Below are 15,931 nucleotides of genomic sequence, written 5' to 3' on the forward strand. Positions count from 1 at the left end.
TCAAGTGCATCGGCGCAACCACCTTCACGGAATACCGCGGCATCTTCGAAAAGGACGCTGCGCTGTCGCGCCGCTTCCAGAAGGTGGACGTGGTCGAGCCTACGGTGCAGGAAACCATCGACATCCTGAAGGGCCTGAAGTCGCGCTTCGAGGAGCACCACAGCGTGAAATACGCTGCGGCCGCCCTGCAGGCTGCGGCGGAACTGAGCGCCAAGTACATCAATGACCGCCATCTGCCCGACAAGGCGATCGACGTCATCGACGAAGCCGGTGCTGCCCAGCGCATCATGGTGCCGAGCAAGCGCAAGAAGACCATCGGCAAGGCCGAGATCGAAGAGATCGTGGCCAAGATCGCCCGTATTCCGCCGGCCAACGTCTCCAACGACGACCGCGGCAAGCTGCAGACCCTGGAACGCGACTTGAAGAGCGTGGTCTTCGGCCAGGACAAGGCTCTGGAAGTGCTTGCCAGCGCAGTGAAGATGGCGCGCTCGGGCCTGGGCAAGGGCGACAAGCCGATCGGCTCGTTCCTGTTCAGCGGCCCCACGGGCGTGGGCAAGACCGAGGCCGCCAAGCAGCTGGCCTACATCATGGGCATCGAGCTCCTGCGATTCGACATGTCGGAGTACATGGAACGCCATGCCGTGAGCCGCCTGATCGGTGCTCCTCCGGGCTATGTCGGGTTCGACCAGGGTGGCCTCTTGACCGAAGCCATCACCAAGAAGCCGCATTCGGTGCTGCTGCTCGACGAAATCGAGAAGGCGCACCCGGACATCTTCAACGTGCTGCTGCAGGTGATGGACCATGGCACGCTGACGGACAACAACGGCCGCAAGGCCGACTTCCGCAACGTCCTGATCATCATGACGACGAACGCTGGCGCCGAGACCATGAACAAGGCGACCATCGGCTTCACCAACCCGCGCCAGGCGGGCGACGAGATGGGCGACATCAAGCGCCTGTTCACGCCCGAGTTCCGCAACCGGCTGGATGCCATCGTCAACTTCAAGGCGCTGGACGAGCAGATCATCCTGCGCGTGGTGGACAAGTTCCTGCTGCAGCTCGAAACCCAGCTGGCCGAGAAGAAGGTGGAAGTCACCTTCACCGACACGCTGCGCAAGCACCTGGCCAAGAAGGGCTTCGATCCGCTGATGGGCGCCCGCCCGATGCAGCGCCTGATCCAGGACACCATCCGCCGTGCGCTGGCCGACGAACTGCTGTTCGGACGCCTGACCGAGGGTGGCCGCCTGACGGTGGACATCGAGATGAAGACCGACGACAAGGGCGTGGAAACACCCGAAGTGCTGCTCGACATCCAGCCCCTGCCCAAGAAGGAGCGCTCGGCCAAGTCGGAGCCTGCAGAGCCGGAAGAAGCCACGGCCGATTGAGTCCTGGCACCCATGCATGGCCAAAGCCCGCAGCACCCGCTGCGGGCTTTTTTTCATGGTGCGTTGGTGTGATCGCCTGGCCTTGGCAGCCGCGCGCTCCTGCGCATGCAATGACTGCATGCCCTGTGCGTGGCGCGCGCATGGCGCTGGCCTGCCCCATTGCAGCGCAATACCGCGCACAACAAGGCCCCGCCTGGCTCGCCGGGCATCGTCGGGCCCGCAACCCTGCAGGCTATCACACGCTTTGTTGCATGAAAAAGAAAGGCCGCTCAGTGTTTTCCTTCAGGGGAGGGCCGTATTTCTTGGGTAGAGTGGCGTGGAGCGCATCACTAAACAAGGAGTAATTACATGAGCCAGAAAGTCGCGTACGTCACCGGCGGCATGGGGGGCATCGGAACGGCTATCTGCCAGCGCCTGCACAAGGAAAACTTCAAGGTCATTGCGGGCTGCGGCCCGACCCGCGACCATGCCAAGTGGCTGGCAGAGCAAAAGGCGCTGGGCTATACGTTCTACGCATCGGTGGGCAATGTGGGCGACTGGGATTCCACGGTGGAAGCCTTCACCAAGACTAAGACCGAACACGGCAGCATCGACGTGCTGGTGAACAACGCCGGCATCACGCGCGACCGCATGTTTCTCAAGATGTCCCGCGAGGACTGGGATGCCGTCATCGAGACCAACCTGAACAGCATGTTCAACGTCACCAAGCAGGTGGTGGCCGACATGGTGGAAAAGGGCTGGGGCCGCATTGTCAACATCAGCAGCGTGAACGGCGAAAAGGGCCAGGCCGGCCAGACCAACTACTCGGCCGCCAAGGCCGGCATGCACGGCTTCTCGATGGCCCTGGCGCAGGAGCTGGCCACCAAGGGCGTGACGGTGAACACCGTGAGCCCGGGCTATATCGGCACCGACATGGTCAAGGCCATCCGCCCCGACGTGCTGGAAAAGATCGTCGCCACCGTGCCCGTCAAGCGCCTGGGCGAACCCAGCGAGATCGCCTCGATCATTGCCTGGCTGGCTTCGGAAGAGGGCGGCTACGCCACCGGCGCCGACTTCTCGGTCAACGGCGGCCTGCACATGGGCTGATGCCCAGAGGCTGGATCCATCCACAAAAAACCCGCCTCGGCGGGTTTTTTGTTCTTTGCTGTCAGCGCAGCGGTTCTGGCCAGGCGCTGCGCCGCAGACAGTACTTCTGGTACGGCAAGGCGCAGCAACGACGCCAGAAGAGCTTTGTTCAGGCCTTAGCCCACAAAGCGGCCGTTGGAGCCCATGATGCCCAGGTCGATGAACTTGGAACCGACATACGGTGCGCCACCTGCATAGTCGACCGTGAAGCCGCCCAGGTCGTTGCTGCGCAAACCGGCCAGTGCCGAGCGCAGCTTGGCACGGCTGAGGTCGCGGCCGGCGCGGTCCAGGCCATCGATCAGCACGCGGGCGTTCACGTAGCCCTCGAAGCTGCGCGACGAGAATTCCTGCTGGTTCACGGCACGCATGGCGCGCTGGTAGTCACGCACCAGGGCGACGCTGGTGCGCGACGCATCGGGCATCACCATCGACAGGGCCAGACCGCCGGCCTTGGTGCCCAGCTGGCGGATGTTTTCGCCGCTCAAAGCCACGCTGGTGGCCGCCAGAGGCGTGCTGGCCGATACCTTGCGGAATTCGCTGATCAGCGCGGCACTCACGTCGCCTGCCGTGCCGAGCAGCACCGTCATGGGCTTGGATGCCAGGGTCTGCTGGACCACGGTGGCCACTTGCTCCCCCTTGGCGTCGAGCTTGAAGGCCTTGGGCGCGGGCTGGTTGACGGCCTTGAGTGCATTGTTCACATCGGCCAGGAATTCCTTGCCGAACGCGGTGTCCTGGTAGACCACGGCCAGGTCGGTGATGCCCATGGCCACCAGCTTCTTGGCCAGGCGCTGGGCTTCGTCGGAGTAGCTGGCACGCACGTGGAAGACCGAGCGGTACTCGGGCTTGCGCAGCGACGATGCGCCGCTCTGCGGGGCCACGTAGGGTATCTGCGCCTCGTCCACCAGGGGCATGATGCGCTGGTTGTTGCTGGTGCCCATGCACGACAGCAGGGCCGCCACGTTGCCGTCGGCAATCAGCTTGCGCACGTTCTCTTCGGAGCGTGCTGGATCGTAACCGTCGTCCAGCGCCAACAGGCGCAGCTCACGCCCGCCCGTGCCGCCGCTGCGCGCATTGGCCTGTGCAATGCCGGCGTCCAGGCCCTGCTTGAGTTCCTTGCCCAGGCTGGCCAGGGGGCCCGACAGGCCCAGCGAGCAGCCGATGGTGACCATCTTGGCGTCGATGGCGTCCTGTGGGCCGGCCCATGCCGAGGGGGCGAGCGAGAGACCGGTGGCGGTGGCAAGAAGGGACTGGGTGAACTGGCGACGTTGCATGGAAGGAGGCGATGGATCGAAGAAGAGGAGGGGCGCTGCCACGGGATACCGCGGTGGCCGAGTGGCCCTGGCCGCGTGGATAGCGCAACCATAGGGGAAAACCCTGATTCTATCGGTCAATCGTGACAGACGTCAAAAAACGTTTCAACGCGAGGGACAGGCGGGTGGCTCGGGGCGATGGCCGGTGCGTTCCCTTGCCGGCGGGACCCGCCCGGCCTGGAGCAGGGTCACGTGCTCAGCGTGCACAGCGCGCCAGGTAGGCATCCTCGAAACGCTTGAGGTCATTGCGCTCGCCTTCCGTCAGGTCGGTGCGCGCCTTCTTGATGTTCAGGATGCGGCGCGATTCGGCGCACTGCTGTCCCCGGCGGGCTTCGTTGGCCTGCGACGCCTGCTGTGCCTGCTGCGCCTGGCGGTCCTCGTCGCGCTGCTGCAGGCGTGCTTCGCGCCGCTCCCTGTCGTAGCGGGAGGAGGCTTCGCTCTCTTCTTCACGGCAGTCGCGGTTGTATTCACGGCGCATGCCCTCCTGCACGTCGGCCTTGATGCCCCGGGAGTAGGCCGATCGCATGGTTTCGTTCAGCGTGCGGCAGCGCTCGCTCATGTACTGCTGGTGGTCCGGTGCGGGCGAGGAGGACACCGACCGGCTGGGCGAGCGTTCGGAGCGGTACTCGCTGGCCGTGGGCCCTGCCGATACCGACGTGGTCTTCATGCCCTGGGGGCAGGCACGCGAGGAGGTGTAGTTGTTGCCGTTGTCGTCCCGGCAGGTGTAGCGCGTCTGTGCGCTGGCTTCGGACGGTGCCAGGCAGTGCAGGGCTGCCAGCAGCAGGCCGGCGCCAGCGAAGCGCAGACCATGCCGGATGCGCGCCGTGCGGGCCAAAAGGTGGTTCTGCATCTGCATCGGGGTCTTCCTTTCCATGGATTGAATCTAGGGCGCCAGCAAAGAGCTCGCCGCGCCGCCTCCCGACCCGGTGTCGAGACCGTGGGGTGGGGCAATGCATGGATTGTTCTGCGGCAAGGCCTGGCGGGCGTTCTCTGCCTTGTCCACCGGCCCGGTAGCAGCGCTTGACAATGTGTCCACCGGCGGGCGTGTGGCGGCCGCGCAGGCGTGGGCAGGCCACCGGCTACGGCATGCGCAGGGCCTGGGACGAAGGTGGTGAGCGGGAGGTGGGCGCTGAACGCTCCCGGGGCGCCGCGAAGGGCTATGAAAGCGGGCTATGCAGCGGTGGCGGCAGCCGCGAAGGGCGCGTTGCGGTCATGGCCTGGGCTGGACGCAAAAAACCCCGCAGTGGCGGGGCTTTTCTGGTGGAGTGGGTTGGAATCGTCAAAAAGAAGGGGCGGCCCGGTTTGGAAACCGGGGCTGCCACACCCTCAGAAGCGGGCCGGGGCGCGCTTGCGGTCGCGTTCGTCTTCGGGCCAGGCGGACATGATTGCGGTGGTATTCATACTGGAAAACTCCTGTGATGTACCAACAACGCGTTCACTCCCGGCTTGGTTGACAGCGTTTCGCAAAAAAATGCAACCTAAATGGAAACGTTTTTTCGCCGCCAAGCACTGCAAAATTCATAGCAACAATTTCAAGCCTGCCGAGTTGCAATAGCTGGAAACATAGGTAATCGTTTACAGGGTTTTACACTTCACGCGCCGGAAGCCGCCGAAATTTCTTCAAGCGCTGATGAAACTTCCAGCCAGCGTTCTTCCAGCCGCGCCGTCTCGTCATGGCCCGCCTTCAGGCGGCGCCCGCACTCGGCGATCTCGGCTGGCGGCAGGGCTTGGGTGAGGGTCTGCTCCAGTGCGCTGCGCTCGGTTGACAGGGTCGCCAGGCGCTGGTCGATCTGTTCCAGCTCCTTTTTCAGGGGGCGCGTCTTCTCGGCCAGTTGCTGGCGGCTTTGGGCATCGAGCTTGCGCTGGTCGCGCCCTGCCGCAGGCGTGGCGGCCGGTGCCGGTGTGGCGGCCTTGGCGACCACCGCAGGTGGGGCGGCTACCGGTGCGGGGGCGGGCGCAGGAGCGCTCGCGGCGGCGGCCGCCGCCTTCACGGCAGCCGCTTCGGCCTGGCGCGAGTATTCGCGCAGGCGCTTGGCCTCCTCGAGCAGGTAGCGCTGGTAATCGTCCAGGTCGCCGTCGAACGGGCCCACCACGCCGCGGCCCACCAGCCAGAACTCGTCGCACACGGCGCGCAGCAGCGCCCGGTCGTGGCTGACCAGCATGACGGTGCCTTCGAACTCGTTGAGCGCCATGGACAGCGCCTCGCGCGTGGCCAGGTCCAGGTGGTTGGTGGGCTCGTCCAGCAGCAGCAGGTTGGGGCGCTGCCAGACCATCATGGCCAGCACCAGGCGGGCTTTTTCACCACCGCTCATGGTGCCCACGGCCTGCTTGACCATGTCGCCGCTGAAGTTGAAGCTGCCCAGGTAGCTGCGCAGGTCCTGCTCGCGCGAGGGTTCGCGGGCGGCAGCGCCCATGTCGCGCGCCAGGCGGATCATGTGCTCCAGCGGGTTCTCGGCGGGGCGCAGCACGTCCAGTTCCTGCTGGGCGAAGTAGCCGATGGACAGGCCCTTGCCCTCGGTCACGGTGCCCGCAATGGGCGCCATCTCGCGGGCAATGGTCTTGACCAGGGTCGACTTGCCCTGGCCGTTGGCGCCCAGGATGCCGATGCGCTGGCCGGCCAGCACCGACTTGCTCACGCCGGTGAGGATGGTTTTGATCTCGTCGTCCGTGGTGTAGCCGAACGCCGCGTCGCTGATGGACAGCATGGGGTTGGGCAGGTTCACGGGCTCCTTGAACTCGAAGGTGAAATCGGCCTCGGCCAGCAGCGGGGCCACCTTCTCCATGCGCTCCAGGGCCTTGACCCGGCTTTGCGCCTGCTTGGCCTTGCTGGCCTTGGCCTTGAAGCGGTCGATGAACTTCTGCAGGTGGGCGATCTTGTCCTGCTGCTTGGAGAAGGCCGCCTGTTGCAGTTCCATCTGCTGGGACCGCAGTTCTTCGAACTTGCTGTAGTTGCCGCCGAAGCGGTTGAGCTTGGCGCTGTCGATCTGCAAAGTGACGTTGGTGACGGCGTCCAGGAATTCGCGGTCATGGCTGATCACGATCATGGTGCCGGCGTACTTCTTGAGCCAGGCTTCGAGCCAGACCAGGGCGTCCAGATCCAAGTGGTTGGTGGGTTCGTCCAGCAGCAGCAGGTCGGACGGGCACATCAGCGCGCGCGCCAGTTGCAGGCGCATGCGCCAGCCGCCCGAGAAGCTGTTCACCGGGCGCTCCAGCTCGTGCGACTGGAACCCCAGGCCCAGGATCAGCGCCTGCGCGCGGGGCACCGCGTCATGGTCGCCCGCGTCGGCCAGGTCGGTGTAGACCTGGGCAATGGCCATGCCGTGGTCGGCGTCGTCGTGCGCGGCATCGCTCTGGTCGAGCTGCGCCAACTGGGTGTGCAGCTCGGCCAGGCGCGTGTCGCCGGCCAGCACGAAGGCGGTGGCGCTTTCATCGGTCTCGGGCATGTTCTGCGCGACCTGCGCCATGCGCCACTGGCGGGGGATGGAAAAGTCGCCTCCATCCTCGTGCAGGCTGCCGTTGAGCAGCGCGAACAGTGTGGACTTGCCGGCGCCGTTGCGGCCCACCAGGCCGACCTTTTCGCCGGGGTTCAGGGTCACGGAAACGCTGTCCAGCAGCACCTTGGCTCCGCGCCGCAGGACGATGTTCTTCAGGTTGATCATTCAGTACTCAATCACGGCGCCTCGGCTGCATCGTGCAGCGCAAGGCCCAGGTAAACCAGGTTGGGGATCGGATGATCCTTGAAAGGGGTGATGGGCCCGAAGCCCATCTGCCGGTACAGCGCCAGCGCGCGTTCGTTGTGGTCCCAGGTGTTGATGCCGGCACGGTCGTAACCCGCGCCCGCACACTGCCGCACCAGGGCCCGCGTCAATTCACGGGCAATGCCCTGGCCGCGTGCGCTTTCGCGCACATACAGCCGCTTGATCTCGGCCAGGCCAGCCACTTCTGTCGGGGCAAACGCGCCGCAGGCGGCAAGTTCACCCTGCCGATAGGCAAGAACCGCACCACCGGCAGGATGGGCATACCGGCCCGGCAGACCGGCCATGTCCGCCCAGATGCTGCTCTGGCCGGCGTTGGCATGGTCGCGCTGTGCATACTCGAGCAGCAGTTCCCTGAAATGCCGCCAGCCGTCTTCGGTGTCGACTGCGATGATCTGCAGCATGCTCGGGTTCCAGTGTCCGCGTGGGTGCTTTTCTGGAGCGGCGACACCCCAGGCAACCCGGTATTGTCGCCGATACCGGGCAAACCCTGTAAGAGAGGCCTACGGCGCCGCGCCAGCCACCTCGTACCAGGCCCAGCCCTCGTACTTGCCCAGCAGGCGCAGGCGGGGGTTTTCGCCCAGCTCGAAGATGCGGTCACCGCCCACCACCACCTGTGCACCCGTCTGCGCGAAGTCGAAGCGCCGCGGGTCCACCATCACGCGCACGGTGTCGGGCGTGGGGTTGATCACCCGGTAGGCGGCCGGGGCCTGCATGGTTTCCTGCACGAAGGTCAGGTGCTGGTAGCGGTTCACCGTGTCCTGGTCCGCAGCCGGCAACTGCATGCCGCGCCACACGCTGGGCTGGGGGTAGTAGAAAACGCCATCCACCACGGGAACACCCGCCGCGGCGAGCGTCATGGCGAGCGAGGTGCTGGGCAGCAAGGCCAGCACCCGCCGGGGCTTCGCGGTGCCGTCTGCAGATGCCGGGCCTGCCACATAGCGCTGCACGGTGTCGTTCAGGGCCACCTTGGCGGGGGCCAGCCCCAGTGGATTGAAGTCGGCGACGGCGATGGCGTACACCACCACGGTGAGCGCAATCGACTGCGCCACCTTCCCGTGCACCAGCCAGTACGCCATGAAGCCACCGGCCACGGCCATGCTGGCCAGCATGGCCACGCTCAGGCCCGGATAGAAGTCTTCGGGAATGCCGGCCACCACGAGTGCCGCCAGGGCCGCCGTCAGCAGGCCCAGCACCACGGCCGCCATGCGCGCCGGGCGTGGTGAAGCCACCGCCCCCTCGCGGCCACCCGCCAGCGCCATGACCAGCAGACAGGACAGCGCCAGCGCCAGATCGATGCGCGACGACGACACGTAGTGCCAGAACATGGCCTTGGACAGTGCCAAGGGCACGCCCCAGACCCCGAACACCACGCTGAACGCCGAGAACGCTGCGCACGCCGCCAGCAGCCAGGGGTAGGGCTTCCTGTCCCGGATCTGCCGCAGGCACAGGAACCAGGTGGCCAGCAGCAGCAGGAAGTACGAACCGAACTCGCTCTCGTTGAACACGCTGCCCTGCAGGTTGGACAGCGTATCGGCATTGCTGAACCCGCGCAGCAGCACCAGGGGGGACAGGTCGCCCCCCTGCAGCGCCGCGCGCTGGCCGGGGTAGACGGTGCTGCGCATGGTGGCAATCGCCTCGCGCGCGTCGTGCCACCAGAAATAGAGCAGGGCGCCCATGAGTACTGCGGCCAGCCCGAAGGCCAGCGGGGTCTGCCAGCTCCAGGCCACCTGCCGGCGGTGGTCAGCCAGCCACGCGGCCAGCACCAGGGCGTAGAGCGTGGCCACGGTGATCTGCCAGGGCGGGTAAAGCACCAGCGCAAACCCGGCCAGGAACCAGGCCAGTGCCAGGGCCAGCCACCACAGGCGGGCACCGGGCTTTTGGCGCAGCATCAGCAGCGCGGCGGCCAGGGCCCCGGACGGGAAGAACACCACATACAGTGGCCACTGCGACCAGCCCGCCGCATAGGGCGCCAAGCAGAACACGAAGGACAGCGCCAGGTTGCGCCCAGAGCGGCCGGGGGCCAGCACGTCCAGCAGCCACCACAGCGCCAGCAGGCAGGCGAAGAACGGGAAGTACCAGTACCAGCCCAGCGCCATGTCCAGCGGCAGCGCGAAGAACCCCCAGGTGGCCGGGCGTGCCAGGGCTGACACGTGCAGCACGGGCACACCAGTCATGCCGATGACCAGCATGTTCTGCCCGTCCAGGCCCAGGTTGCGGTTGATCACCGGAAAGCGGGGGTCGTGGCTGGCCTGGGCCAGCGCGCTGGCGGTGATCACCATCCACTCGTCGGAGCGCACCCCGCGTGGCTGGCCCGCCAGGGGGGTGACGGCGCTGTCGGCCGATACCACAGGGTGCTCGCTCTGGTCGGTGCGGCCCAGCAGCAGTTCCAGCGAAGAGCCGGTGGCGCCGATGCCCACGAGCACCAGGAAGACGCCGGCAATGCCGCCGGCCACCATGCGCCTGTGGCCACCGACCCACTGGCCGCAGCGGTCAAGCACCCGGCCCGTGGCGCCAAGCAGCAGCAGCACGATGGTGGCCGCCACCGCAGCAGCGATGAGCCAGTGCCGCGGGGCAATGTCGGGGCCGAGCACCTTGCCGGCGGCGGGGGAGGATGGCTCGACGTTGAAGCGCGCGGTATCGTCGAAGCGGGCGATCACGCCCACTGGCTGCTCGCCGCCCCCCAGGTAGCGCGGGTAGCGCACTTCGAGCGAGAACTCCAGCGGAATGCTCTCCCCATCCTTGAAGTAGACCGCGACGGAGGGACGGGTCTTGCGCGTGGGAATGGCGATGCGCTTCTCGGTGTCCCCGATGCGCACGGTGAAGTCCTTGGGCAGGCGCTGGTTCTGCGAGTCATAGCACCAGCCGGTGATGCGCACGACGCCTTTGGCCTGGTCGTACTCCACCGTGTCGACGAAGCCGTAGGTGCCGGGGGCCAGGGGCTGCTGGGCGCGGGCGGCCTGCGGCAGCCACAGCAGGGCGAGCAGCAGCGCCGCGAACACAGCGGCAAGCCAGGCGGCGCCCAGCGGATGCAGGTGGTACCCGCGCCTCGGCATGGCGCTGCTCATCGGGATGCGGCCACCGTGACCGCGATGCCCGACATGATGAGCGCCGTGCCGATGAAGTAGCTGGGGGCAAAGCGCTCACCGAAGAAGAAGCGGCTGGCCAGCGGCACGATGACGAAGGCCAGGGCCATGAAGGGGTAGACCTTGCCCAGCTCGGCCTTGCGCAATATCAGCACCCAGCCAATGGAGGTGATGCCGTACAGCACCATGGTGGCAAAGAACACGGCCAGGGTTTCGATGGCGAAGAAGCTGCCGGTCTTGTTCATGGAATTGGCGCTGACCTTGAACAGGATCTGGCCGATGGCGATGCCCACCACACAAAGGATGGTCAGAAGATAGACGTACATGGATCGGGATCTCGGGTGGGAGTGATCGGGCAGGGGCCCGGCGATGTTAAAGGAGCCGCAGGGCGTAACGCTCGGACAGGGTCGTGGCCATGATGTAGAGCGAAGCCAGGGCGAAGGTGGCCGTGAGCACGTTGGCCACGGTCCGGTGGGTGGGCGAGGCCGCATGGCCCATGGGCCCCAGCGCTGTGGCGCCCAGCAGGGCGGGCACAATGAAGTAGCGGCCCTGGACGCCGCTGATGATGGCCACCGGGTAGTCGTTCCAGCTGATGGCCAGGGCCAGGAAGACCAGGACGCAACTGGCCAGCGCCACGAGCAGGAGCAGCGCACGGGCAGCCGCATCACGCCGCAGCCAGCGCGCCGACCCGAGGGTCGCGGCCAGCGCAACCGCCAGGCCATACCAGACGGCCTTCATCGCATCCTTGGTGATGGACGCATCGAGCCAGCCCATCATGCCGACGAAGGAATAGGCGTAGAAGTACCCGGTCTTGCCGTCCAGCAGCGTATCGAGGACGAGGCGGGTGAAACCGAGTGGGTGCTGCAGATAGATCGCCAGTATCTCGATGGTCGCGTGGTTGCGCACCAGGCGCGCGTCCGCCGTGGTGGCGATGCCGTAGAGCGTCCAGCCGGCGCAGGCCGCGCAGAGCGCGATCCAGGCCAGCAGGTGCGCGGCCGAAAACCTGCGCACCAGCAGCCACAGGGGCAGCAGCAGCAGGGGGGCCAGATTGACGCGGGAAGTCACGAGCAGGACGATGCAGGCATAGAGCGCGTATTCCTGCAGCGGGTTCGCGTCGCTGCGGGGGGCCATGCAGCGCACCGAGAACAGTGCGGCCAGCAGCAGCGCTGCGGCGATGCTCAGCCCGTCGATGGTGGGCGAGATGATCTGGAACATGGCCATGGGCATCAGCACCAGCGCGCGCACCAGCAGATTGGGCGTGAACAGCCGCCACGCCCATGCGATCAGGCCCAGGGCTGTGGCCGCCACCAGCAGGCGCGTCAGCTCGTAGCTTGCGCGCATCGACAGGTCGAGCGCGCGCGCGGTGCGCAGGCCCAGCGCGTGGGGCAGGTAGATGAAGGGCGCGTAGTAGCCCGTGCCCACGGCGTTGACGAACAGGTCCTTGTGCGCCCAGCGCTCCCCCGCGGCCTGGGCCATGAGTGCGCTGGCCGAAGCCGCGTAGTCGCGCTCGGTGCCGGAGATCGCCCGCATGCGCGACGTGAACGCCACGAAGTTCCGGTCCACATAGCCGCCCTGGTTGCCGAACTCGTCCGGCTCATCCTTGCGCAGGGTCCACTGGCCGTGGGCGATCATGTCGGCGCGCAGCAGGTGCACATTCTCGTCAGGCGACTGGAAGGCCGGTACCAGCCGCATCAGGCCCCATGCCACCACGAGCGCCAGCAGCAAGCCGCCCACCAGCGCAGGCAGGCCTGCCGTGCGCAGGTCGATGCGGGATTTCAGGTGGCGCGTCCCGGTGCGCGCGGCGGTGGCCTGGACGGAAACACCCATCCTTCAGCCATTCTTGGCGAGATCGATCTTCCTGTGCAGCACCTTGTGCAGCGGCTTCTGGGGCACCGAGGCGATGTCGTGCCCGATGAAGGCCAGCAGCAACTGCAGGCCGGCAATGACGGGCAGGGCCGCCAGCATCACGGTGCCGGCCGACGAGTAGGACTGGTGGGCGCTGGAGCTGATCCAGTGCAGCAGGCCGAAACAGGTGCCAAAGCCCAGCAGCAGCAGGCCCAGCGGCAGCTCGATGGAGGCCAGCGACATGTCGCGCAGGTAGTAGTTGTAGAAGATCCGCTTGCTGAAGTTGCGCAGGTGCTTGACAGTGAACTCGGGCAGGATCTTGCTGATCTTGAGGTTGCTTTCCTCGTCGGCGTAGTGCGCGTTCATGGGCACGTCCACCACCACGGCGCGCAGGGTGTTCAACCTGAACAGCATGTCCGTCTCGAAGAAGTACCTGCGGCTGATCTTGTCGAACGGCAGGTGGCTGGCCACGCGCGCGTGGATGGCCGTGTAGCCGTTGGTGGGGTCGAACACCTGCCAGTAGCCCGACGAGATCTTGGTCAAAAACGACAGGGCCGCATTGCCGAAGATGCGCATGCGCGGCATCTGGTGGATCTCTTCGAGGTCGAAGAAGCGGTTGCCCTTGGTGTAATCGGCCTCGCCGTTCAAGATGGGGGCGATGAAGCCGGGCAACAGGCGCGGGTCCATCTGGCCGTCGCCATCGACCTTGACGATGATGTCGTACCCCGCCTCGATGGCGCAGCGGTAGCCATGCATCACGGCACCGCCCACACCCAGGTTCTCGGGGTTGAAGACCACCTGCACGCGCGGATCGGTGCAATTCTGCTGGATGAAGGCGCCGGAGTTGGCCGGGCACTTGTCGTCCACCGCAAAGATGCCCTGCACCTCGGGGCCGATGCGCTCGATGACGCCCAGCACGTGGGCCGTGACCTTGTAGCAGGGAATGACCACCGCGACACGCACGGGCGCCGGGGAAACCGAGAGGGAAAGGGGGGCGGTGATGGTCAGAGGGGTGGAAATGCCGTTCATGCCTGGACCAGCGCCTCCCGGGTGATCAGCAGCACCTGGTCTTCGCCGGCGCTGGTGTCGATCCAGTAGACCGGCAGGCGTGGGAAGGCAGCTTCGAAATGCTCGCGCTCGTTGCCGATCTCCAGCAGCAGCACGGCGTTTTCGGCCATGCGCGAAGGCGCATCCTTGAGCAACTGGCGGATGAAATCCATGCCGTCCGCGCCCCCAGCCAGGGCCAGCTCGGGCTCGGCCCGATACTCGGCCGGCAACTGGGCCATGCTGGTGGTGTTGACGTACGGCGGGTTGCACAGGATCAGGTCCCAGGGGCCGGGCAGGGCGGCGAGACCGTCCGACAGCTGCAGCGTGATGCGATCCTGCAAACCGTGGCGTTCCACGTTGATGCGGGCCACGTCCAGGGCATCGGGCGAAATGTCGGCGCCCGTCACGGCAATCTCGGGCCAGGCCATGGCGGCCAGTACCGCCAGGCTGCCGTTGCCGGTGCACAGGTCCAGCACCCGGTGCGTGTGCTCGCCCAGGAATTCGTCCACGCTGCCGTCGGCCAGCAACTCGGCAATGAAGCTGCGCGGCACAATGGCGCGCTCGTCCACGTAGAAGGACACGCCTTGCAGCCAGGCTTCGCGCGTGAGGTAGGCGGCGGGCTTGCGGGTGCTGATGCGCTCGTCCAGCAAGGCCTGCACCTCGCGCAGTTGGTCCGGCGAGACATCTTGGCTGCTGATGGAGCCGGGCTCGTCCGACAGATCGCTGTCCAGGGGCAGGCCCAGGCGCCACAGCACCAGCCAGGCGGCCTCGTCGTGTGCGTTGGCGGTGCCATGGCCGAACGCGAGGCCGGCCGATGCCAGCAGGGCGGCGGCGGACTGCACCACGGCACCCACGGTGCCCCCGTTCAGCACCGCGCTCATGCCGGCACCGCCGCAGCCGCGAGGGCCTGGGCATGCAGGTTGTCCAGGGTGCGGCGGTAGATGTTGGTGAGCGGCTCGATGTCGGCCACCACGATGTGCTCGTCGATCTTGTGGATGGTGGCGTTGGGCGGGCCCATCTCGATCACCTGGGGGCAGACCTGGGCGATGAAGCGCCCGTCGCTGGTGCCGCCCGTGGTGGACAGTTCGGTGGTGATGCCCGTCTCGGCCAGGATGGCCTGCTGCACCGCCGTGACCAGTTCGCCCGGTGTCGTCAGGAACGGCTGGCCGCCCAGGGTCCAGCGCAGCTCGTAGTCGAGGCCGTGCGCGTCGAGCACGGCGTGCACGCGCTGCTTCAGGCCCTCGGCCGTGGACTCGGTCGAGAAGCGGAAGTTGAAATCCCACACCACCTCGCCCGGGATGATGTTGGTGGCACCGGTGCCGCCATGCACGTTGCTGACCTGCCAGCTGGTGGGCGGGAAGAAGGCGTTGCCCTGGTCCCATTCGGTCGCGGCCAGTTCAGCCAGCGCCGGCAGGGCCTGGTGGATCGGGTTGCGTGCCAGTTGCGGGTAGGCAATGTGGCCCTGGATGCCGCGCACCGCGAGCTTGCCCGACAGCGTGCCGCGCCGGCCGTTCTTGATCATGTCGCCGGTGCGCTCCACCGAGGTCGGCTCGCCCACGATGCAGTAGTCCAGGCGCTCGCCGCGTGCGCTGAGCTGCTCGACCACGACCTTGGTGCCATCCACCGAAGGGCCTTCCTCATCGCTGGTGAGCAGCAGGGCCAGGGTGACATGCGGTTCGGGTGTTGCGGCCAGGAAGTCTTCCACGGCCACCACGAAGGCGGCGATGGAGGTCTTCATGTCGCTCGCACCGCGGCCAAACAGCTTGCCGTCACGGTGCGTGGGCACGAAAGGGTCGCTGGTCCATTGGCTGAGCGGGCCGGTGGGCACCACGTCGGTGTGGCCGGCAAACACCAGGGTCTTGGCGGCAGCACCATTGGCACCCGCCCGGCGGGCCCAGAGGTTGCTTACGCGAAAGTTGTCAGGGCCGCTGTCGATGCGCTCGCACACGAAGCCCAGGGGGGCGAGCCGTGCTGCCAGCACCTCCAGGCAACCCGCGTCGTCGGGGGTGATGGAGGGCAGGGAGATCAGCTGTTCGGCCAGGTGCAGGGTACGGGACATCGCAGGCAAATAAAGGACAAAGACAAAAAGAACATGGGGGCGCTGCGCGCCCCCGCCTCAGGCGGCTGGCTTCACGTCCAGCACGATCTCGGTGAACGAGGGCATGTCATCGGGCGTGTCGCGCGACTCCTTCTGCGCCTTGGCGGCATTGGCCGCCAGCGAGAAGTCGTTCTGCAGTCGCCACATCAGGTTGGTGGGCGAATCGGCGAAGGCCATGCCTTCCTTCCTGTCGATGCGCTTGTCCATGATCATGCGCGCCAGGTCTTCCTCGAAGGTCTGCGAGCCTTCGGCCATGGACTTTTCCATGGCTTCCTTGACG

General features: G+C 66.5%; 12 protein-coding genes and 1 pseudogene. 2 read left to right on the top strand and 11 right to left on the bottom strand.

The features are described 5' to 3' along the window. Together ASE31_RS32785 and phbB are read left to right on the top strand one after the other, a co-directional pair. A partial coding sequence (locus tag ASE31_RS32785) for an AAA family ATPase (protein WP_235514742.1) occupies positions 1-1,385 on the top strand: 1,385 nt, incomplete at its 5' end. Between the two features lie 348 nt (positions 1,386-1,733). Beyond that, positions 1,734-2,471 (top strand): acetoacetyl-CoA reductase, encoded by a 738-nt coding sequence (gene phbB, locus ASE31_RS23735; RefSeq protein ID WP_057204326.1) that lies wholly within the window; start codon positions 1,734-1,736, stop codon positions 2,469-2,471. A gap of 155 nt (positions 2,472-2,626) precedes the next feature. On the opposite strand, the gene ASE31_RS23740 is transcribed toward phbB, so the two are convergent. From ASE31_RS23740 to ASE31_RS32790, 11 genes and pseudogenes are all read right to left on the bottom strand, one after another. Then, positions 2,627-3,781: an ABC transporter substrate-binding protein gene (locus ASE31_RS23740; protein WP_057204328.1), complete on the bottom strand. Its 1,155-nt coding sequence runs from the start codon at positions 3,779-3,781 to the stop codon at positions 2,627-2,629. Positions 3,782-4,016: 235 nt separating this feature from the next. After that, positions 4,017-4,676, bottom strand: coding sequence for a DUF4124 domain-containing protein (locus tag ASE31_RS23745; RefSeq protein ID WP_057204330.1), 660 nt, complete (start codon positions 4,674-4,676; stop codon positions 4,017-4,019). 736 nt (positions 4,677-5,412) lie between these two features. Continuing rightward, complete coding sequence (locus ASE31_RS23750; protein ID WP_057204332.1) at positions 5,413-7,479, bottom strand: ABC-F family ATP-binding cassette domain-containing protein; 2,067 nt, start codon at positions 7,477-7,479, stop codon at positions 5,413-5,415. A gap of 11 nt (positions 7,480-7,490) precedes the next feature. Further along, a complete protein-coding gene (locus ASE31_RS23755) occupies positions 7,491-7,979 on the bottom strand; it encodes an N-acetyltransferase (protein ID WP_057204333.1) in 489 nt (162 codons plus the stop codon). A gap of 99 nt (positions 7,980-8,078) precedes the next feature. Continuing rightward, positions 8,079-10,631 carry a hypothetical protein gene (locus ASE31_RS23760; protein ID WP_157412632.1) on the bottom strand — a complete coding sequence of 851 codons (2,553 nt, stop codon included), beginning with the start codon at positions 10,629-10,631 and terminating at the stop codon, positions 8,079-8,081. Positions 10,632-10,639: 8 nt separating this feature from the next. Then, positions 10,640-10,987, bottom strand: a complete 348-nt coding sequence (locus ASE31_RS23765; protein WP_057204336.1) for a hypothetical protein — start codon at positions 10,985-10,987, stop codon at positions 10,640-10,642. Positions 10,988-11,033: 46 nt separating this feature from the next. Further along, a complete protein-coding gene (locus tag ASE31_RS23770) occupies positions 11,034-12,488 on the bottom strand; it encodes a DUF2142 domain-containing protein (RefSeq protein WP_057204337.1) in 1,455 nt (484 codons plus the stop codon). Positions 12,489-12,491: 3 nt separating this feature from the next. Beyond that, positions 12,492-13,535: a glycosyltransferase family 2 protein gene (locus ASE31_RS23775; protein WP_057204339.1), complete on the bottom strand. Its 1,044-nt coding sequence runs from the start codon at positions 13,533-13,535 to the stop codon at positions 12,492-12,494. Beyond that, positions 13,532-14,434: a 50S ribosomal protein L3 N(5)-glutamine methyltransferase gene (gene prmB / locus ASE31_RS23780; protein WP_057204341.1), complete on the bottom strand. Its 903-nt coding sequence runs from the start codon at positions 14,432-14,434 to the stop codon at positions 13,532-13,534. Before prmB ends, ASE31_RS23775 begins: the two co-directional genes overlap by 4 nt. Then, positions 14,431-15,612 carry a succinyl-diaminopimelate desuccinylase gene (dapE, locus tag ASE31_RS23785; protein ID WP_057204342.1) on the bottom strand — a complete coding sequence of 394 codons (1,182 nt, stop codon included), beginning with the start codon at positions 15,610-15,612 and terminating at the stop codon, positions 14,431-14,433. Before dapE ends, prmB begins: the two co-directional genes overlap by 4 nt. A gap of 57 nt (positions 15,613-15,669) precedes the next feature. After that, positions 15,670-15,931 (bottom strand): annotated as a pseudogene (locus ASE31_RS32790) (type IV pili twitching motility protein PilT); the annotation flags it as partial.

The sequence above is a fragment of the Acidovorax sp. Root217 genome (genome assembly GCF_001428645.1).
In the GTDB taxonomy this organism is placed as follows: Bacteria; Pseudomonadota; Gammaproteobacteria; order Burkholderiales; family Burkholderiaceae_C; genus Acidovorax.

What these genes read in the sequence shown, in the direction of transcription:
- phbB (WP_057204326.1), top strand. Translation starts at nt 1,734, where the DNA reads ATGAGCCAGAAAGTCGCGTACGTCACCGGCGGCATGGGGGGCATCGGA.
- ASE31_RS23740 (WP_057204328.1), bottom strand. Translation starts at nt 3,781, where the DNA reads ATGCAACGTCGCCAGTTCACCCAGTCCCTTCTTGCCACCGCCACCGGT.
- ASE31_RS23745 (WP_057204330.1), bottom strand. Translation starts at nt 4,676, where the DNA reads ATGCAGATGCAGAACCACCTTTTGGCCCGCACGGCGCGCATCCGGCAT.
- ASE31_RS23750 (WP_057204332.1), bottom strand. Translation starts at nt 7,479, where the DNA reads ATGATCAACCTGAAGAACATCGTCCTGCGGCGCGGAGCCAAGGTGCTG.
- ASE31_RS23755 (WP_057204333.1), bottom strand. Translation starts at nt 7,979, where the DNA reads ATGCTGCAGATCATCGCAGTCGACACCGAAGACGGCTGGCGGCATTTC.
- ASE31_RS23760 (WP_157412632.1), bottom strand. Translation starts at nt 10,631, where the DNA reads ATGCCGAGGCGCGGGTACCACCTGCATCCGCTGGGCGCCGCCTGGCTT.
- ASE31_RS23765 (WP_057204336.1), bottom strand. Translation starts at nt 10,987, where the DNA reads ATGTACGTCTATCTTCTGACCATCCTTTGTGTGGTGGGCATCGCCATC.
- ASE31_RS23770 (WP_057204337.1), bottom strand. Translation starts at nt 12,488, where the DNA reads ATGGGTGTTTCCGTCCAGGCCACCGCCGCGCGCACCGGGACGCGCCAC.
- ASE31_RS23775 (WP_057204339.1), bottom strand. Translation starts at nt 13,535, where the DNA reads ATGAACGGCATTTCCACCCCTCTGACCATCACCGCCCCCCTTTCCCTC.
- prmB (WP_057204341.1), bottom strand. Translation starts at nt 14,434, where the DNA reads ATGAGCGCGGTGCTGAACGGGGGCACCGTGGGTGCCGTGGTGCAGTCC.
- dapE (WP_057204342.1), bottom strand. Translation starts at nt 15,612, where the DNA reads ATGTCCCGTACCCTGCACCTGGCCGAACAGCTGATCTCCCTGCCCTCC.